The 17,667-nt window shown below is 55.4% G+C and carries 20 protein-coding genes; 3 read left to right on the forward strand and 17 right to left on the reverse strand.

Going from position 1 to position 17,667, the window contains the following annotated elements:
- Nucleotides 1-129: 129 nt before the first annotated feature.
- Together XH88_RS37465 and XH88_RS37470 are read right to left on the reverse strand one after the other, a co-directional pair.
- A complete protein-coding gene (locus XH88_RS37465; RefSeq protein ID WP_271673175.1) occupies nt 130-327 on the reverse strand; it encodes a hypothetical protein in 198 nt (65 codons plus the stop codon).
- A gap of 197 nt (nt 328-524) precedes the next feature.
- Nucleotides 525-2,129: an NAD(P)-binding domain-containing protein gene (locus XH88_RS37470; protein WP_271673176.1), complete on the reverse strand. Its 1,605-nt coding sequence runs from the start codon at nt 2,127-2,129 to the stop codon at nt 525-527.
- Nucleotides 2,130-3,150: 1,021 nt separating this feature from the next.
- Between XH88_RS37470 and XH88_RS37475 the strand changes: the two genes are divergently transcribed.
- Nucleotides 3,151-3,525 carry a hypothetical protein gene (locus tag XH88_RS37475; protein WP_271673177.1) on the forward strand — a complete coding sequence of 125 codons (375 nt, stop codon included), beginning with the start codon at nt 3,151-3,153 and terminating at the stop codon, nt 3,523-3,525.
- Nucleotides 3,526-3,608: 83 nt separating this feature from the next.
- Here the strand turns inward: XH88_RS37475 and XH88_RS37480 are convergent, their stop codons facing one another.
- The gene (locus XH88_RS37480) at nt 3,609-3,848 is read right to left on the reverse strand and encodes a hypothetical protein (protein ID WP_271673178.1); all 240 of its coding nucleotides are present in this window, start codon (nt 3,846-3,848) and stop codon (nt 3,609-3,611) included.
- Between the two features lie 389 nt (nt 3,849-4,237).
- Nucleotides 4,238-4,843: a hypothetical protein gene (locus XH88_RS37485; protein ID WP_271673179.1), complete on the reverse strand. Its 606-nt coding sequence runs from the start codon at nt 4,841-4,843 to the stop codon at nt 4,238-4,240.
- Between the two features lie 552 nt (nt 4,844-5,395).
- On the opposite strand from XH88_RS37485, the gene XH88_RS37490 reads away from it, so the two are divergent.
- Together XH88_RS37490 and XH88_RS37495 are read left to right on the forward strand one after the other, a co-directional pair.
- Nucleotides 5,396-6,679 (forward strand): AAA family ATPase, encoded by a 1,284-nt coding sequence (locus XH88_RS37490; RefSeq protein ID WP_271673180.1) that lies wholly within the window; start codon nt 5,396-5,398, stop codon nt 6,677-6,679.
- On the forward strand, nt 6,676-7,347 hold the full coding sequence (locus tag XH88_RS37495) for an HNH endonuclease (RefSeq protein WP_271673181.1): 672 nt from the start codon (nt 6,676-6,678) through the stop codon (nt 7,345-7,347). Before XH88_RS37490 ends, XH88_RS37495 begins: the two co-directional genes overlap by 4 nt.
- Before the next feature lie 178 nt (nt 7,348-7,525).
- Here XH88_RS37495 and XH88_RS37500 read toward each other — a convergent pair whose 3' ends face one another.
- The 13 genes from XH88_RS37500 to XH88_RS37555 form a co-directional block, all read right to left on the reverse strand.
- Complete coding sequence (locus XH88_RS37500; protein ID WP_271673182.1) at nt 7,526-9,649, reverse strand: hypothetical protein; 2,124 nt, start codon at nt 9,647-9,649, stop codon at nt 7,526-7,528.
- Nucleotides 9,649-10,302, reverse strand: coding sequence for a hypothetical protein (locus XH88_RS37505; RefSeq protein WP_271673183.1), 654 nt, complete (start codon nt 10,300-10,302; stop codon nt 9,649-9,651). Before XH88_RS37505 ends, XH88_RS37500 begins: the two co-directional genes overlap by 1 nt.
- A 175-nt stretch (nt 10,303-10,477) precedes the next feature.
- Nucleotides 10,478-10,612: a hypothetical protein gene (locus XH88_RS37510; protein WP_271673184.1), complete on the reverse strand. Its 135-nt coding sequence runs from the start codon at nt 10,610-10,612 to the stop codon at nt 10,478-10,480.
- Between the two features lie 519 nt (nt 10,613-11,131).
- Complete coding sequence (locus XH88_RS39370; RefSeq protein WP_442868521.1) at nt 11,132-11,431, reverse strand: HNH endonuclease; 300 nt, start codon at nt 11,429-11,431, stop codon at nt 11,132-11,134.
- A 529-nt stretch (nt 11,432-11,960) separates the two neighbouring features.
- A complete protein-coding gene (locus XH88_RS37515; protein WP_271673185.1) occupies nt 11,961-13,091 on the reverse strand; it encodes an AAA family ATPase in 1,131 nt (376 codons plus the stop codon).
- Entirely contained in the window at nt 13,088-13,729 is a 642-nt protein-coding gene (locus tag XH88_RS37520; RefSeq protein WP_271673186.1) for a hypothetical protein, read from the reverse strand. The genes XH88_RS37515 and XH88_RS37520 overlap by 4 nt, the downstream gene beginning before the upstream one ends.
- Nucleotides 13,729-14,055: a hypothetical protein gene (locus XH88_RS37525; protein WP_271673187.1), complete on the reverse strand. Its 327-nt coding sequence runs from the start codon at nt 14,053-14,055 to the stop codon at nt 13,729-13,731. The genes XH88_RS37520 and XH88_RS37525 overlap by 1 nt, the downstream gene beginning before the upstream one ends.
- 64 nt (nt 14,056-14,119) lie before the next feature.
- Nucleotides 14,120-14,647, reverse strand: coding sequence for an HK97 family phage prohead protease (locus tag XH88_RS37530; protein ID WP_271673188.1), 528 nt, complete (start codon nt 14,645-14,647; stop codon nt 14,120-14,122).
- Entirely contained in the window at nt 14,644-14,826 is a 183-nt protein-coding gene (locus tag XH88_RS37535; RefSeq protein ID WP_271673189.1) for a hypothetical protein, read from the reverse strand. Before XH88_RS37535 ends, XH88_RS37530 begins: the two co-directional genes overlap by 4 nt.
- Nucleotides 14,826-15,395, reverse strand: coding sequence for a hypothetical protein (locus XH88_RS37540; protein WP_271673190.1), 570 nt, complete (start codon nt 15,393-15,395; stop codon nt 14,826-14,828). Before XH88_RS37540 ends, XH88_RS37535 begins: the two co-directional genes overlap by 1 nt.
- 30 nt (nt 15,396-15,425) lie before the next feature.
- Nucleotides 15,426-15,986, reverse strand: coding sequence for a hypothetical protein (locus XH88_RS37545; protein ID WP_271673191.1), 561 nt, complete (start codon nt 15,984-15,986; stop codon nt 15,426-15,428).
- Nucleotides 15,987-16,269: 283 nt separating this feature from the next.
- Nucleotides 16,270-17,184 carry a hypothetical protein gene (locus XH88_RS37550; protein ID WP_271673192.1) on the reverse strand — a complete coding sequence of 305 codons (915 nt, stop codon included), beginning with the start codon at nt 17,182-17,184 and terminating at the stop codon, nt 16,270-16,272.
- Between the two features lie 187 nt (nt 17,185-17,371).
- Entirely contained in the window at nt 17,372-17,602 is a 231-nt protein-coding gene (locus tag XH88_RS37555; RefSeq protein WP_333909292.1) for an AlpA family phage regulatory protein, read from the reverse strand.
- Nucleotides 17,603-17,667 lie beyond the last annotated feature (65 nt).

The raw sequence follows: 17,667 nt of genomic DNA on the forward strand, positions 1-17,667 counted from the left end.
CGCCGTTCTCATCGACGACTTCTCGCCTCAGGAATGCCAAAACTACTTCCGCCACGACGGATACGCTTCAGCTTAAGTGACGGATGCTCTAGCGAGCGCTGCCCCAAGCGTAGCGCATATCGACGAACGTCAACGCCTGCCCTTGGCCGCCTTGCGCTTTCGAGACTTGCTGCTGGCCCGTTCAAGCCTAGTTAAGGCGCGCTCCACATCCCGGATTGCCTTCTTGAGCTGCTTCTCGCGATCGCCGAGAATGGTCTTGAGCTCTTTCCGTTGCTCAGCAGTCAACGTGGCAAAATCGATTACCTTCGCAAATGCAATGAAAGCCATTGCTTACCCCCGATGGGTTGATCGTCAGGCGGTGATCACTTGCAAGGCAAGAAATGGGATATTCTCTCGTATGATCCGCCTATAGTCAAACGGCAATTCTGCAAGAAGTACTCACTCGCCTCGTAGGCCCCGAGAGCCTTGTGGAGCACAAAAACAACCGAAGTGCCGAACATTTCACGACTACCGCCATTGCAATTTCACCGCTTTTTCTTCTTGGGCCGAGTCGGTCGCCGCCTCGTGCGCACAAGCTGAATCGACTTAACTGGCGCAGAGTCATGCTGAGGCGGCGATCGCTGCAGCGAGCGACTGACCGAGGCAACCTTGTATCGCTCAAGCTGATTGACAAGGCTCTCGAGGTTGAGAGCCTCGCTGCCAAGCTTGCTCAACCAAACAAAGGCGCTATCAAGTGTGCGCAGCTCAGGCGTCTGATATGATAGCAGACTACGATAATAGGTGGCCGCCTCCTCGCAAAACAGATCCCGCGCGATGCCGTTTACGAGCCGGCGCACCCCATACTTTATACCAGTGATGGCCGCTCCTGAAATACCATGGCTCAGCATCGCTCCAAAGGTGAAGTTGTGCAATCCTAGCAGAAACGGAGCTGCGCCCGGGCGCCGCTCCGTGAATTCAAAGGCTTTACCCAAATAGGGATAACGGGCGAGCGACTCGCTCTCCTCGCCGGCTGGAGGCGTGAACCGGTCGTGCCAAAGAGCAATTTGCTCGAATAATAGGGCGAGCTCCGGGCGTGCCGAGAGATCCATCGCCACTCCGCTTGCAAAGATCACGAAATCGAATTGAAAGCTACGACCCTTACTTCGCACCCGCGCGGTGCCGCCTGCTTCATCAATGAAATTCCATCCGCAGTTGGGGTGCAACGCAAAGTTCTCAAACCTGCGGCATCGCCAATAGGCGTCCTGTGTGGGCGGGACTGGAAGCTCATCAAGAATGTGGCGCATGAATCGCCAGCGATCCAGGTCTGTCAGGTCACCGAAATGGCCCAAAATACCGGCAAAGTTCATCCAGGTAAGTGGGTTGACCAGGGGCATCTTCGAACGGCGGAAGCAGAGGTCAACTCGTGCGGCGCCGGCCTCAAGTGCGAGTGCTGCGTTGTCAAAAGCCGATGCACCACCACCAAGAATGCCGATGCGTTTTCCGGCAAGCTTGCGAAAATCGATGTCGTCCGCCGAATGCGCATAAATATCTGCTGAAAGGTGAGCAACAAGCGACTTAGGAGCCCGCCAGCAGCCGCTCCCGTCAAAGCCCGTTGCCAGAACGATCTTCCTTGCATGCACCCGCTCAATCCCCTCGGGACGACGGAGATGCGCAAGAAAGATATCGTCGACGGGCTCGATCAGCATCAACTCGACGTCATTTTCGACCGGGAGAGTCAAAACATCGCGGTACCAATCCAGATACGATCGCCATACTTCCTGAGGGAGCGTATCAATGTGGTCCCATGCTCGCTTCCCAAATTTTTCCTCGTACCACGCCCTCACCGTTAGACTTGGAATGCCGAAATCAATGCCAGTCACCTCTTTTGGAGTGCGCAGCTGCTTCATCCGAGCGAAACTGCGCCAAGGGCCTTCGAAACCGCGCGGGCGCCGATCGATGATCCTGAAGTTTGTTATACGTTCAAGCCTCAAACCAAACGCGATTCCTAGCCCGCTCTGTCCGCCGCCAACAATCAGCACGTCGAGAATTGGTACGCCGTCCTTAAATCGCGGGACAGTCCACTCCCGAGCCGGATAGTCCAAATAGGTCAGTTCGCGCCGAACGCGCTCCGTAAGTTGGGAGACCCCCATGGGACGCTCCTGCCTTGCGACCATTTTTGGAAGCGATCTTTGCCGTTCAACTCAGTTCTGTCTCATCACCATAGAGCTCGGGTCAGAGAAATTGGCCCCCTCGCGGCCACCTGCAAACGCGCTCCTGGCTCTCTCAAGCGACCAGGATAGATCAGATGGTCACCCTGCGCAGCTGTTACGACTGGCGATCTAGTCGTCTTCGAACGGATCGCCCTTTCCGTCCGTGCCAAGCTGCGCGGATCCCTCGTAGCTCGTCACCGTGGCTATCAGCAGCCTTGGGTTTGCCATCTTTCCAATATCTGTATGACCAGCTCTGCGATGTTCGCCCATCGCCATCGGCGTACTTGCCGGGCTTCGTTTCGCGCTCCACGTCGAGTGGTTTGCGCCTTGTTCCCTCCGGAAAAACGTCCTCCGAACCCACGGTCAAAAACTACGGTCAGTGAGCCGACCAGGAAGAACACCGACGAGCTGCAAAGCACAGCTTTCCGGCGCAAGTCACTGATTTTGCTGTGGAGTTCGAACGACTGCGAACAGTGGAGAACAATATACTGGCGGAAGGGGTGTCCGTCATATCGATTAATAGAATCAAAGGCTTAATCGGTACAAATTCGCCTTTTTCGAACAACATACCCACTTATATACCCACCGATTGGAACGGTGCTTTGGGGGACGTATCGTCCTCCAAACCCCACGGCGAATTTTTTGAACAATCTTCGAGCACGCGACGTTCGGATCGCTATAGCTGAGTCAGCACTCCAGCGAACGAAAGGATTGTTCATGTCTCTACCTGTCTCTCGTGATGGAAGCCTCTTTGATCCTCTGACTTGCCGCCGCGCAGCTGGCTATTGGGTCGGACCGAAGGGGTCTGAAGTCAAGTATTCACGCTACTCGGACGCCCTCGCCGCTCTAAGGCATATGCCAACGCCTCGTTGGCGCCGACCGAACGCCAATGGCAACTGGGGCCTTGTAACCGGAGTCGCGTGGCGTTGAAGCGCACCACGTGCCTCAACATTGGCCGGGCATGCGGCAAGCCGAAATAATCAGCTCTTACGAAGTTGCTGTTGTCGTCGAGCCCGAATACCGCCGCAATCTGCGCCGCTATCTGGCGCCCCTTTCTAATCGCGAAATGGGTCGACAAATGGCAATAGAAGTGCTTCGCGGCGGGAAAACCGCCAACAACTGGAGCGGACACGGGTGGAATACAAAGCTTGGGAATCTCAAAGCTGGATCGGTTTTTGTCCGCTTCGAGATGGCCTCTAAAGGAGGCGGCGTATCCGACGTCATGGTCAAACTTGACAAGGACGAGTTCGAGAAAATCGCGAAAGCAATGATGCGGTCAGACCAAAAGGCTGCCATCAAGGCATTCGGCGCCGCAATGCAAGACGATTTCAATTAGTTTTCCTACGCAGAAAATAAGGCCGCCAACTGAGGCGGCCTCTTTTTCCACGGGGCTGCGCCTTCCTAAAGCACAAACCAACGCTAAGCCTGAAACTCGATAACCTCTTCGCCCGCCAGATTAGTCTCGGTATCGAACAACACGTCAAACGCACGATCAACGGCGAGCTTATCCCAACGCACAGCGCCATCAATCTTCTTCGGCTTAGGCATCCGGCCATCGTAAACCATTCGCATGAACGCTTGCGGCGTCACACCGATGTAGCCCGCCGCGCGCAAGCGCGACAGCCCGCGAGGCCAATGCGGCAACGTACGCTCAGTCACTGAACACGTGCCCACTGAGTTCGATCCTAAACGATTTGGCGGGCTTGCGAGCCGCGTGACGACGCATGTTGGTCCGCAACTCCAATGCTACTTCGTGCGACGCCAGAAGCCTTCCGCTCTCTGTGTGCATCTCAGCAGCTCGCGCATCTATGCGCCCAACTCTGACGAGTTCGGATAGAAGTTTGCTATTCTGTTCGGTGATGCTTTGCATTTTTGATTCTTCCCCATGCCGGAATCGGCAGGGCAAGATTGCGACACCAAAACTCACCACACAACCACAAAGGTGTTCCGATTTTAGCTAATTATGCAGGGTTGAACGCGCTTCTGTAGCTGTTCTAGCTACAAATCACGACATCCCACGATACGCTCGCTCTTCCGCGCCCCCTTATTTAGTTCGGCGGCCAGCCAGCCACTAGCGGCCCCTTCTCGGTTGCAGGATCGCTCATAACCGCGTCGTCCTTCAGGGTGCGCGCAATAACTTCGTTCAGCATGCGCTTCTGCTCAGCGCGTGTTCTCCCCTTCAGATTCGGAAAGACCTTCTCATAGAGGTCTGAAGGATACTGAGCTGCTAATTTATCTGGATGCATTGCGAGGTACCAAGCCTGATGAACTTGCGCTTCAACCGGCATCGCGCTCACAGCAACCGCGTAGTCATACCAGCCGATAAACAACGCATGGTCGTTCTGCTCATCCGTGAACCCCTTCAGCAATTCGTCGTCATCTCGCTCCGCTCCGCCGTGTTGGTGCGTCGCGTGCTTGAACGCATTCCAAAACTGGCGCTGCAGCCTTCGAATCTCCTGAATATTCATTTCCGGAAAAGTTTCGAGAACGTGCGAAGTGAACGGCTGCGCCCCAACCTTCTTGGCGTAAAATTCGATCAATTCGCATCCGCCTCCCGCTAGACAATGCACCGACACCGGATCGCTGTCCTGCAGATATAGCGCTAACGCGGTTCCTAGTTGCCGCCGCGCGCTTGCAATCTTGAGATTTGACATTTGCTTACTGTTCCCTTTGCCTTTCGTCCCATCTAACCAGCACTCTCTCACCCCTCGCCCACGCGGCATACTTCCGTTCCGTCCAGTCGCGCTGATCCCGCCATTCGTCAAAATCAGCTTCCGTCCTCTTCGACAAGAAGACTTCCCACGCCGCGAGGAACGCTGCACGCGAATTCTCGAATGTCGACGCGGTGCCGGAAGTACATTCGCCGGGATTACTGCCGGGATAGAATCCACAAGACCAACTCCACGGATCGGAGTCCGTTGGGTTGCCAGATCGCTTCGCGATAGTCCCGACCCGGACGTCACCATAGTAGACGTGCCAGCACTCTTCATTCGCTTGTCGGTCGCGTCGGCGGGTTAACGTGGGCATGGCCCATGATTCCGCCGATCACGTCGAGGGGAAAGCCGCTAGGCGTTGGGCTGGGGACTACATGCGACGCTTCATAAAGGTCAACAGATGATATCCCTGCAAGCTTTTATACTACAGTCGACTTGCGCTCGCGCCCTAGTTGAGCTTTGGTAGCGTGGTTTGAAATAGCTAGGGACGAGATGACTCAGAATCAATTTAAGCACCTTGAAGTCGCTCTTTGGCGACAGTTCGACTCAGTCAGCATCGACTTTCATCCACAACTAACTGTCATCACCGGCGCGAACGGCTCAGGCAAGAGCACACTCCTAAGCATTCTAGGTCGTCACATCGGATGGACGCGCCCCTACCTGACCGTGCCGACGAGAAAGGATGGCGTTCTAACGTACGTCTCGGGGCTCTGGGACGACGTGTTGAAGAGATTTGGATTCCGGACAGAGCAACCCAACGCAATCGGCTATGTTGACTATACCGACAATCACCGCTGCACCCTGACGCTCAGCGGAGGGGCATGGCAGTCCGAACTAAATCTTTCAAACCCTCGGGCTATTCAAGGACTCTTCATAGATTCGCATCGGCCTAGCCCTTATTACAGTCAAGTAGGTCAAATCCAATTGCAACCTATGACCGCAGAGCAATCTTTCGCGAACTACAACGGCGAAATGCAGACTAGGTATCAAGGGGGCTACACGGGTTCTAGCCCAATCTTTCGGATGAAAGAGTCGCTTATTTCGATGGCAATTTTTGGCGAGGGAAACACAACTCTTGGCGGCTCAAACCAGCAGATTCTAGATACTTTTCTCGGGTTCAATGAAATCCTCCGGCGCCTCCTGCCCACAAGTTTAGGATTTCAGAGGATCGCGATCAGATCGCCCGAAGTTGTGTTGGTGACTGATTCCGGAGAGTTCATGTTGGACGCCTCGTCCGGTGGCATCATGACTTTGATTGATGTTGCATGGCGTATTTACATGTTTTCGAAAGCCAAAGCTGAATTCGTTGTTCTGATGGACGAGCCGGAGAACCATCTGCACCCATCAATGCAACGTACATTGATGCGTCGACTCCTATCCGCGTTCCCCAAAGGACAATTCATTATCGCGACGCATAGTCCGTTCATGGTTTCTTCCGTGCGGGATTCTAACGTTTATGTGCTGCGATATCAGGCCGATTCAAAATCTCCCTCTGTGACAGCTGACGTTGCGCTTCCGGCGAAGCGAAGAGTCTTCAGCGAACGGCTACCGCTGATGAACAAGGCGGCGACTGCTAGCGAAATCCTTCGTGAAGTTCTAGGCGTGCCAGCAACAATGCCGGAATGGGTAGAAGAGGACCTAGAGGGGATTATCGGGCGCTACAGAGGCCAGAAGCTGACATCAGAACTATTGGATGCATTGCGCCGAGAATTATCTAGCCTTGGCTTTGACGAATATTACCCCGATGCTCTAGCTGAAATTGCCCGCCCTCAATGATCAAGCTCAATAAACGTCCTGAACCGCAAATCCTGCGGGACAACCGCGCGTCTTGGGAGCAAGCGCTGCGCGACCATGAAACCAATGGCACCGAGCCTAGTAAAGCGGAGTTAAACCGGTACGGCCATAAAGACATCAAATCTGTGTTGCTCGCAGAAACAAACGAAAAGTGCGCTTACTGCGAAAGCATCTTCCGCCATGTCTATCCAGGTGACATCGAGCACGTAACGCCCAAACGCAATGGAATCCAGTTCCGGTTTGCGTGGGAAAACCTCACAATCGCTTGCTCGACTTGCAACACCTGCAAAGGTGTCAAGCAAGGCTTGGTCGATCCTTACGATGATGATCCGGAAGCATTGTTTCAACATGCGGGTCCTGCAATATTGCCGGACCCGGCGAGCAACAAGGCAACGGCGACCGAAGCTGCCTTGTCACTCAATCGCCACGCCTTAGTCGAGAGACGAACCGAGCGCCTGAAGGCTCTACACCGCATTTTGAAGATCGCACTTGACCAGACTGATCAAAATTATCGCGAGATACTTCTCGACGAACTTCGCGTAAAGGAAATTCGAGACGATGCTGAGTTTGCGGCTATGTCACGCTGGTACGTTAAAGACCTTATCACCAAGGGCGTCATTGCTGCATCGGCGCCGCCAACGAACGCCTAAGCGACCGCCCACCCACCAAAGAACGAGGAATGGATTTGCCGTTCGATAGACGCAAATTCCGCAGCCTATCGACTCGATCCGCCAGTAACTTAATCGAACCCATCTTAAGTTCAGACTCGTCAATCTATACTCCCATCAAATAAGAGGAACGGCCCGAAGGCCGCTCCCTGCCCTTTCCTTAGAGCGCTCGCATCTTCTTTGCTTGCGTGACTGTTTTAACGATTGTGCCCGGTAGTGACGCCTTCAAATCTGCGATTTGCTGTTGCACTCTAGCCATCCCAGCTTCGTCGGCGCCGCGTGCGTCAATGGTAACGTTGACAGGTGCGTTCACGGAGCCGCCCGGCATCACGCCATTAGGCAGCACCTGCGACCCCTTCGGGAGATTGACCAATTCCGGACCCTTCTCGCCAACGATTGACCAACCGCCCGGTGCGTTGTCCGTGCCGTCTGCAAACATAGGGAACGACAGCCCACCTGTTCCGGCGCCGAGTCCGCTAGACCAAGTTGGAGCGGATGAACCGCCGAACAGGTTGAACGACGTTCCGCCAAATGCCTTTGACCAAAGATTGTCGACAGCCATAGACATAAGCTTATCTGCAATCTTGTTCAGCGCGTTTGACCCGGCCGTAGTAAACGACTGCCAGAAGCTTTCGCCTTGTCGCTGCGCGTGCATCAGGTCCGTCGCAAAGCCTGTAATGTCGGTACGCGCCTCGTTACTGAAATCCTTGACAGCGTTATTCATCCGCATTTGTGCGGCTTCGGCGCTGTTAAGCGCCGTCGTAACGTCCGGGTAGATGTTCTTCAGGGACGTAGCAATCTGCACGTCTTGCGGAGACAGCAGAGCCGTTTGTCTGGAATAGTCAATACTGTTCGCAATCTTCGCTTTTTCCAGCGCTAGCGCTGCATCACCGGCCGATTGCGCTAGCCGCTCGAACCCGTCGCGCCGCCTATCGGTGGAGCTAATGCCCTCTTTCTCGGCTGCGGCTTCCAATTGTGCCATCGCCTTGAGGCGTTCAATATTATCGGCCGTCGTACCGACAGAATCGGCAGCAGCGGTTTGCGTTTTCACATATTTCTGCAGCGCCTCCGTTGCGCGGTCGAGCGCATCATCAGACCTATCCCGGCCTGCCACCTTGGAAGGCGTCAGAGACTCGTAATCGTCTGCAGTCAGGCCGGCTAACGGGTGTTGCCTAGAGCCGGGGTCCGGAGGATTTGCCTTATCGAATGCAGCGTCCATCTGCGACGCAGTCGGATATGACGGCTCGACAATGCGGCTAGCCGCGTAGCCGGGAATTGTTGCTGCGGCTTGTTCGCCGTTCTGGAACGAAAACCCGTCCCAAATAGCGCGACCAAAATTCTTCCAAGTGCCGGTTTCGAATACTGGCGAGTCGTGCCATTCCTTAAAGGCGCCCTCAAGCTTATCGGTATTGATCGTAATAACACCGTCGTCGGCGGGAATCCCGGTCGCTGCTTCGAACTTCTTAAAGCTTTCGTCGCTGGCTTTCTGAATTTGCGCAGGGTCGACCGACTTGATAAACTTCGCAGCCTTTTCAATCAGGCTATCGAGATACGGCAACGCTTCATCAAACGCAGCCTTCATGTACATTGACCACTCAACGCTGGACTTGCGCCAACGTTCGTCAAACTCCACAGCCTTTTGAATTGTCTCTTCGCTGACAACAACGCCCGCTTCTTCAGCGGCGTTGCGTATGCCGTCGAATCCGTGCGCCGCCTGCTCAAGAAACGGAATCCATTCCTTGGTAAAGCCCAGCATCTGCGCAATCGCGATTTGATCTTGCGGGGTCTGAGCCCTACGCACCAAATCACCTGCAGTCGTCAACAACTGAGTCTCAGTCAGCAACTGTCCGTTTGCGCTCTTGATGCTAAGCCCGTTCGCCTCGAATTCTTTTGAAAGCGTATTGGCGTTACGCTGCGCGTCGTTGAGAAGTTGTGCAGATTTAGTCAGGCCGGAATTGATCTGTTCCACGTTCAGGCCGTTCACCTGTCCGCCGTATGCCGCAACCTGAAAATCCCGAACCGACAAGCCGGCCTCACGGGCCGTTGTGTTCATATCGGCTAGTTCTTTGTTGGCGCGTGCTATGTAATCAACGAAGCCGCTGATTGTCGCCAATGCGCCAGCGGCGCCGGCGCCAAGCCCGACAAGGGCAGATAGTGAAAGGTCTGAATTCGACCCGACTTTTGAAATTGCATCGCTAAGGGACTCGACAGAACTTGTCGTACTGTCGATACCTTCGCCGGTCGCAGTGATTGTCACTCTGCGAACGATATCGCCTTCGGCCATTAGCCCGCCCTCTCCGGCATAATATGCTGCCCGATTTTATCTTCAGGCCACGTCTTCAAAACACGCATTTCAATCGAGTCTTTCGTTATGATGGTGTGCTGCGCAAAACCACCGACGCCGTGGAATGTTCGATCTGAAGCACTCCCGCGCTCGCGGCCACGCAACAGACGCTGTTGCTCCAAGAGCTTCAATCCTGTTTCGGCTGGGTTGTTTGTATTAAGATTGAACGTTCCCTGAATGGGAGGATCGAAGTACTGCTCCAGTTGCGTTGGCGCTGCCACCGTCGTGCCATCGCTCTCGATGATTGACAGCATCGGACGGTCTTCCGCTGGTGACCATCCAACTAGGCCGGCTCGAAACGTTCCCCAGTCCCCGACATGCGCCTTAGCGTGATGTATGAAGGCCTGCACCACGTCGGGAAAACCCGAAAGCATGTCATCAAAACTGGCGAATTTGATGTCCGCGAGCGCGGTACCAATCAAGTTCGGAATGAACGCCTTGCCGGTGGCGCCCACCGCCGCAGGATATGGCATCAAAGGAACGACTTTGGAGCCAAAGCCTATGATCGCCATGTCATGAGAACGATCGAAATGGGCGCCGTCACTGAAGATGTGCGCAGCATTGGGAGTGACATAGACGTTGAAAGCGGTCACGACTGAATCTCCTCCTCGTCGACAATCTCCATGCAGGGCGTTACCAGCGATCCGATGGTAAACGTGCTTAATGCTGTTGTGATTGCTGCGGCGATGGCGGTAAAAATTGGCATTCTGAAACTTCCTTTGAGCGCGCAAAATACCCGTGCGCGTGTCGGGTCAATCGCGAAACAGGCTACGACGTCGCAGCCAAGACTGTTCGCTTGTCGCCATTGCAGTTCAGCTTGACGAAGGTATCGACGCCGCGAACCGTCTTGCGGGTTTCATAGTCGCCCTCCCCGCCACCATATGGATAAAAGAATTCAGTCAATGTGTTCTCCAAATGAAAAAGGTAGCCGACTGGCTGCCCCTTGTGTTGCGTGCAATTGCCCGTGCACGCGTCGAGTTGTTGCGGTCCCTGTGCAGGGAACCATTGCCTTATTCCCGGCCTTTTCGGCACCGACGATGTGAGCCACTGCACCACAATGACTTTGGATCAGCTTCCTAGCCTGCCATGTCGAAGAACTTGATAATTGAGGGCGACGACCAGCCGCCCTATTCAGTCCACGAACAGCACGCGTCGGAGCGTGACCGCGCCCTGCTCGGCCCCGCTCTCAGCAGACACGAAACGATTGATGCCGCGATTGAGGATGCAAAGACACGCGGCCGTATGAGGCGCGACAAATCTTTTGCCGTGTGTTCGCTGCGCAATGTCGTGGTTTGGCCACCGTGAGTAAATCTCCCCATTTTGTGGATATGCAAAATTTGGGGCCCATCGGACAACAGGGCCTTTTCGCTGAGGAATCGACCGCCCCTACCCCTCAGCGGCTGCCGCGTAGAGCGCGAGCCTTCACAGCGCGCGCCGGCCTCGCTGGCCATGCTGCCGGTTATGGCAGCGCATGCACAGGGTACGCAGGTTGGCCAAGGTATCGGTCGAACCGGGCGTACCGCGTTCAATGATGTGATGCGCTGTTAGACGGTCGGTCGGTGTGGTGCAGAACTGTTCTGTGCACCGGTTACCGTCGCGCTGCAGGCACGCGGCTCGTAGCGTTCGCCAGCCGGCAGACTTGTAAAAGGCGTCTGACTTGAAGACGGGTCGGACGTACGGCCTCCATTGAGGTGGCCGGAATTGCTGTGGTCGTGTTGGCATTGTTTCCTTTCGTGGTTGTTTCGATGGCGTTACAGCACGGTCAGCGCTATTTTATTTCATGCCTTGGCGTCTTACCCTTCGCGGAGGGTTCTCGATGGATCAGCATCGGACAGCCTTGATTTTGTTTGCGCTCGCCCTGGGCGCCGTCATCGTGATCGCGTGTGCAATCACGATGGAAAAGGTCAACCTTCGGACGGCGAGCAACGACGCGCCGCCGTATACGACGGGCCTTGCTAGACCACATGAACCGCTTGATCGGGCTCCCGGCGAGCCGCTACCGACCACAGGCGGCCCGGGTGGAGCGACTAGACAGCGGCCCTGACGCAGACACTGGCCAGCGCCTCGAACGCATCACGAGCCACGCCAGCGCATTTGAAGGGCGACCACCGCCCTGCATCCATCTCTGCCGGTTCGCGGGCCGCTGGGGTTCGAACCCCAGTGCGGGCTTCGAACCGCACAGGGGGTATGGGGGAGTGTGTGGACAGGCAGTTCGAAGGGATTCGAAGTCGTTCGAACCCAATTCGAACCCTCAGTTCGAAGTCGCCACCAATTGCGTATACCGACGCGACGGCGGGCCAGTCACTTCGATCCGAAGCAAGCCAACATCTAGCAACCGCTGCATTGCACCGGCTAGCCTTTGGGTATCGAACCCCTTTGCGTCGGAATGCTTCGATATCTTCTTCGGGGCGTAGGACGGGCCGACGTTCGGGCCAAGCGTTTGACCTTGTCCAGTCAGCTTCAAGAACACAGACATGAAGACGTCATCCACGCTCTTATTGACGAGCCGTTCAACTGCCGGGTCAGGCCCGTTGTCGAGCGCATACACCCCGTTATCCCACCGCATCGGGATCATCTCGCCAGTGCGCCCATAGTTCGCCTTGACGACTTTCAGAACGCGCGCGTCCGGGTCTTTGTCGACTACCTCCATGTAGAGCCGGCTTCGCACGGAGTTATTCCAAGCCGTGCTGCCTGAAGTACCCGTCCCGCTGTTCAAGCCGGTAAGGCTTGGATGGCTCAACAGCAAAACGGCGCAATCGTTATCTATAGCCAACCCCCGAAGCATTGAGACAAACTTGCGGACCTGAGCCCGGTTGATTTCATCGCCGCCGAATACGTCAGCACTAGGATCAATGACAATCAGCTTCGGGCGCAAAGCTCTTGCCTGCGCTTCCAGTTTGGCGAAGATTGTTGTGGCCTTCAGATTGCCGGTACGATCTGGCTCGGCCAGCACGGCGTCAGAACCAGCCAGAGGGATCAGCCGGACGCCTTCAAGGTCCGAGAGCTTTCGCCCTGCATACGTGACAATTGTCTCCAACCGCCTATGTAGTTCATCCGCTTCATCTTCAGCGCCGAAGTAGAGACATGGCCCTTCCGCCACATCCTTCCCGAACCACTGAATGCGAAGCGATGAAGCCACAATCAATTGCAAAACGATTTCGGTCTTACCCGACCCACCCGCGCCACTGAGGTTCGTTACCGTACGGTGCGGAATCCAGCCCTCGACGAACCATTGGCGCTCCGGGACCGCTTTACCTTGCCAATCGCGCGGGTCGATTACCGGCAACGGCGCGAGCAGCGGTGCTTGAAGGGTTCTAGGCTTAACCTGGCTATCAACCCAAGCCGCGCCAGCCGGAAATAATTCTGCTAGACTATATGTCACCTAAACGCCTCCGGGATTGCGGCAATTGTTGCTATCCGCCAACGGGCGTCCGCCTCAAAGTAAGTACGAATGGACCCAACGGTATCGTCTATCCAGAAGCGCGAGAGTCCTTCATCGTCACCGAAGCCCCAATCCCACGCTTCCATAGCCGTACGGATATCGCTGCATTCGATCCGCTGAACAGCGACGAGTTCCTTCAATGCCGCCCGGCTAATCGAGGCGATGTGGCAAACCCCCGTGCAGCCGGACTGAAGCCAGTTCAGCGGATGCGCGTGAAGACGAATCGTCGACTGATTGATGTTGTCCCGACCAAGCCACGAGGCGCGGCACGATACTGTTTCAAATGACCCGTCATCGCCGATCAGGAGCAAGTCGACGAATTGGCCTCCTTCATAGACCGGCACCGCGAATGCGCAATACTTTGGCCCGACGTGTTCCTGCGGATAGATAGTGAAGTCATACCGGCCCGTCACGGAATTCCAGACGAAGCCGTAAGTGATCAATGCGGCCTTACCAATGCGCGCCGGATTAATATCGCGTTCTTCAAGCCACGTTCTGACACCGAATCCATCACTAACATTTTCAATGAACAGCCGCTCAACGTCCGCAGGATCTGGCAGCGTGTCGTCAATACTCATCAGGCAGCGGCTTTCACTTGCTGCAGATAGGACACAAGCGTATTCACAAAGTCATCAAACGTTCGGATTGTGCGCTGATATCCCACTCGCCTAACGACCGTCCGCAATGTCGCGTGCCAGAACTCGTCGGCCCAAGAGAAATGCGGGTCAAGCAGGCCCAATTGATATTCGGTCATGCTCTCGGCCTCGTTGGAAAATCTCTTCAGCAAATCGACGGCCAGCGCGTTACGCGGATCTTCAGGAAACTTTGATTGCAATGACGCGCGCCACGGAATGGCATGGTTCAGCGCGTATTTGACAGACTTCTTAAGTTCATTCTCTCTCATAGTCTCTTTCTGAAATGAATTGGTGGCGCCCGGCGTACATCCGGCCAAAGGCGCCAACGTGTTTTTACGAGCGCACAGCCGCCGCCAATTCGGCCAGCGCGCGCTTCAGCCGCGCGCCTTCGTCGTCGTGCGATTTGACTCGGGTGATAAGTGATTCGGGATTCGATGGGCTCGTGACTACCGAGACCTCGTGCAGCTTAACGGAAATCAGCTTCCGCTTAATGTCGCTGTTGCGCGGCATCATTTGGAATTTGACAGGTGAAAAACCTATCGAAAGCCCGTCGAGACATTTATCCTTGATCAAGGCGTAAATATCGCGCGCGGTCGAGTTGCCCAGCGACAATTGCCCTTCACACCAAAGCCCGTACGGGTCGTCCACCATTTTCGTCCAGCGGCCTATCGGAAGCATGTCACTAGTAAGAGGCCCCATGTTATGCATTAGCATCATGCACGGAAGCTTGCCCTTGCGAGCCCAATCCTTAAGCGTATCGGTGTAAGCGCCGCGTTCGACAACATCAGCATGACTGTCTCGAACGCCGTATACTGAAGCCCAACCGCAAATCGACCCATCGTCAGCTATGTTGACGCTCACGGCTCCTCCGCAAGCCGCTTAAGAGCTTCAACGAACTTGTCGCCTGCGGCGTCGACTTCAGATGAATGTTCTTCGAGACAGACAATCTTTCCACCCTTCAACTCGAAAACTCCGGGAGGTAAACTTGAGAAGTCAAATCGCTTGATGCTGGCGCAAGAATATTCTTTGTAGTCCGACATCAGCGAAGCTCCTCTGGCACGCTCGAAAGATGGCCACCCGCAACAAGCGCGCGGAACAGATTGCCGAGAGCGCCACCCTTCTCGCGCGCGGGGCCAAATATGGCTTCTGCTTCGTTCGCGAAATCGAGAATGTGCGGATAGTAGCCGATCGATTCTGAAAGAAGTTGGCCCTTCCAGTCATCCAATTCTACGTATGCAGCGTACGTCTGTGCAAGGCCGTCCGTGAATCTGCTCGCGATCTTGTTAAACTCTGGCCGCTTGGATTTGAGATAGCGAGCCGTCTCTGACGCGCTCTTCACAGCGGAGTTCTTTGCGTGCAGAGCAATAGCGGCGTCGTAGTCGGCGATTTGACCCTTTAGATTTTCAATCGCCGCGTTAATGCTCTCGCGTGGCGGTGGGGTCTCGCCGGCTGCTATCATGGCAGCGCGCTTCTCGCGATCTTCGGTAGCGCCTTTCATCTTCCACAGGTCGTCGGCATTGGCAACAAGCGCGGCCCGTTCGGCCTGAAGTTTAGCTGCACGCTCTTCGTCGGCGCGCACGATGGGTGAATAGTCGGAAAGTGTTTGCATATCGAAATATCCTGTGTAGTTGAAAATAGGTTACGCTGCCTTATGCAGCGCCACGCCCAAGCGTTGAATGATGTTGCCGGGCAACGAGAAAGTCTTTCGAACGTTGTCGTCCTTCCACGGCCGGTCTTGCGGCCCGTAGATTGATTCGGCCTGCAGCCCGTCCGTAGCGTCGGCTACAATGCGAATTCGCGGACTGGCTCCGCAATCAAGTTCGAGACGGCTTCTGCTAGCGTGCAATGCAATTTGGAGGTCAAGCATGTGCGCGCTATCGTCGCTCTGTGCCGTCAGAACTTCCTTCGCACCACCGAAGGAGTCGAGCCAACGTGCGAACGTCGTACCAGCCTTGACGCCTACGCTGTTCCGTAGGTTGAAGTATGTTACCGCCGCGTCAGCCGCCGCGCGTGACGGGACGTCAGCAAGCAGCGCGAAAGTCCAAAGCGCGATGTGCCGGCTGTCAAGCAGTTCACGCGCCCGGCCCGCTGAGCGGGGAATTACACCGGCCTCGTTCAGGCGCCGGTAGATCGTTTCGACGTAGGACTCGGACAAGCCGAAGAGGACTGCCAGTAGTGGTATCAAGTCATAGGCGGCCATAGGCCGGCCTGCCTTTCTGTTCATTGGAGAACGTTCAAAGTTTTTTCGCGAAATGAGCAAGGGACGCAGCACGTCGCGATTACGTGCTGCGCCCTACATCGCAGTTGGCTGCGATGGCGCGGCAGGGACAGGCCGCGTGAAAATGTTCTGGAAAGGAACCCGGCCGGAGCCGGGCTAAGTCTCGAAAGAATCGAAGCCGGGCTGAAAACTCAACTTCTATTCTTATAATAGCCCATCGCTATTACGTGGTGTCGACACAGAAAAAGCTCAGACATACCAATGACTAAGCGGCCACCTTGATAACCGGCCCGCGTGCTTGATTCCAATAAGAGGCGCACCTGCCGCCACTATTTGGCGGGTATACAACGGCTGGCCAGTTCAGCGTACCTACCAACGGCCAACGGTCTTGCGGTCGCTCGCCCTTCTCTTCCAACCGATCTAGGCCGGCATAGAAGCGAGACAAGTTGCGAAGAGCGGCGCGAAGCATTCCCTTGCCGCACGCGCTAGCGCTGGCTCGGTCTGTAAATCCTTCAGTCTCGCCCACCATTCGTGCTGTCCAATTGCGCGCGATCACGGCGCGCAGCAATTCGAAGTCATCTCCAAGCACGTCGGCAGCGAGGTCGGTGACCTCGCGGGCATACAGAATCCGCAGAGCAGTCGGTGTATCATCCACGTTATCGACAACTCCGCATTCTGCGGGTGTGTCCGTATCTTCGAATTCAAGTTCATCGGACAACGCCAATGCGTCATCGGTGTCGACAGATGAAACATCGCCGGAGAAGCCCTCAAGGAACGACAACCTAACCTCCCGCCAATCGTTCGCTTCCACAGGGTCACCATCTGCGATGGCCAGTTCTGTCTTTAAACGTTGTGCAGCGAACCAATGTCGACGGTTCTCCATCTCATTGATACCGAGTTCGCCGCGCTCGTACATCTCTTTCAAGTGATATCGTTCGAGCTTGGCTGGTACGTTGTCGTTTGCTGACGTCAACGACGGCCCGTTGTCTAGCGTATTTAATGCTTTGCCGGCCTTCACGGGCTCGTCCGGTCGCAATGCGTAGTCGCGCCAGACACGCTGACCGCTCAACGCGACGACGTGTCCAAGGGCTTCGCTGCCAATGTTGGCTGATCGTCGTTGCCCATCTTCAATGGCAATGATCGGAGGCGATGTGCCGACTTCGTCTGTAACTGTTCTCATCCATATTCTTTCGATCAATATGTTTGCGCCGCCTTATCGACGGTCGCCCATTCCGTTGTTACGCTTGGTAGTTTATGTGCTATCTGTGCTGCATCGCCCCCCCACATTCCTGTTCCAAAATTTGCGAGCGCGAATTCGTCACCGCCCGGTGGAGCGGTGCTGCGATTGCGTATGTGCGGTGTGTGAGCTAAGCCGCGTCCGGCAAGTTATCGTTGAATGCCTTGATTGCAGACGCGCGCCAAGCAACGCTGTTCGGACCTAAACGAACAGCAGTCGGGAAACGTCCATCCTTCATCATGACGTACAACGACGATCGCTTAAGGCCCGTCGCAGCAAGTACGGCTGGCAAGCGTAGCAACGGATCGATGCTCGCAGGCAACCAGTTGTCGTTTGCAGCGGTAGTCATTCTCCCCCACATACATAGGGCGACTCGCCCTATTTCTTCCCCTCTAGAAACACTTACGCCCCCGACGCTTGAGCGAA

The sequence above is a fragment of the Bradyrhizobium sp. CCBAU 51627 genome (assembly GCF_028128765.1).
In the GTDB taxonomy this organism is placed as follows: domain Bacteria; phylum Pseudomonadota; class Alphaproteobacteria; order Rhizobiales; family Xanthobacteraceae; genus Bradyrhizobium.

Bases quoted from the DNA above. Each gene is read 5' to 3' on its own strand.
- XH88_RS37520 (WP_271673186.1), bottom strand. From the start codon at position 13,729: ATGAGTATTGACGACACGCTGCCAGATCCTGCGGACGTTGAGCGGCTG.
- XH88_RS37485 (WP_271673179.1), bottom strand. From the start codon at position 4,843: ATGTCAAATCTCAAGATTGCAAGCGCGCGGCGGCAACTAGGAACCGCG.
- XH88_RS39370 (WP_442868521.1), bottom strand. From the start codon at position 11,431: ATGCCAACACGACCACAGCAATTCCGGCCACCTCAATGGAGGCCGTAC.
- XH88_RS37550 (WP_271673192.1), bottom strand. From the start codon at position 17,184: ATGAGAACAGTTACAGACGAAGTCGGCACATCGCCTCCGATCATTGCC.
- XH88_RS37495 (WP_271673181.1), top strand. From the start codon at position 6,676: ATGATCAAGCTCAATAAACGTCCTGAACCGCAAATCCTGCGGGACAAC.
- XH88_RS37490 (WP_271673180.1), top strand. From the start codon at position 5,396: ATGACTCAGAATCAATTTAAGCACCTTGAAGTCGCTCTTTGGCGACAG.
- XH88_RS37535 (WP_271673189.1), bottom strand. From the start codon at position 14,826: ATGTCGGACTACAAAGAATATTCTTGCGCCAGCATCAAGCGATTTGAC.
- XH88_RS37500 (WP_271673182.1), bottom strand. From the start codon at position 9,649: ATGGCCGAAGGCGATATCGTTCGCAGAGTGACAATCACTGCGACCGGC.
- XH88_RS37545 (WP_271673191.1), bottom strand. From the start codon at position 15,986: ATGGCCGCCTATGACTTGATACCACTACTGGCAGTCCTCTTCGGCTTG.
- XH88_RS37465 (WP_271673175.1), bottom strand. From the start codon at position 327: ATGGCTTTCATTGCATTTGCGAAGGTAATCGATTTTGCCACGTTGACT.
- XH88_RS37470 (WP_271673176.1), bottom strand. From the start codon at position 2,129: ATGGGGGTCTCCCAACTTACGGAGCGCGTTCGGCGCGAACTGACCTAT.
- XH88_RS37540 (WP_271673190.1), bottom strand. From the start codon at position 15,395: ATGCAAACACTTTCCGACTATTCACCCATCGTGCGCGCCGACGAAGAG.
- XH88_RS37525 (WP_271673187.1), bottom strand. From the start codon at position 14,055: ATGAGAGAGAATGAACTTAAGAAGTCTGTCAAATACGCGCTGAACCAT.
- XH88_RS37475 (WP_271673177.1), top strand. From the start codon at position 3,151: ATGCGGCAAGCCGAAATAATCAGCTCTTACGAAGTTGCTGTTGTCGTC.
- XH88_RS37555 (WP_333909292.1), bottom strand. From the start codon at position 17,602: ATGTGGGGGAGAATGACTACCGCTGCAAACGACAACTGGTTGCCTGCG.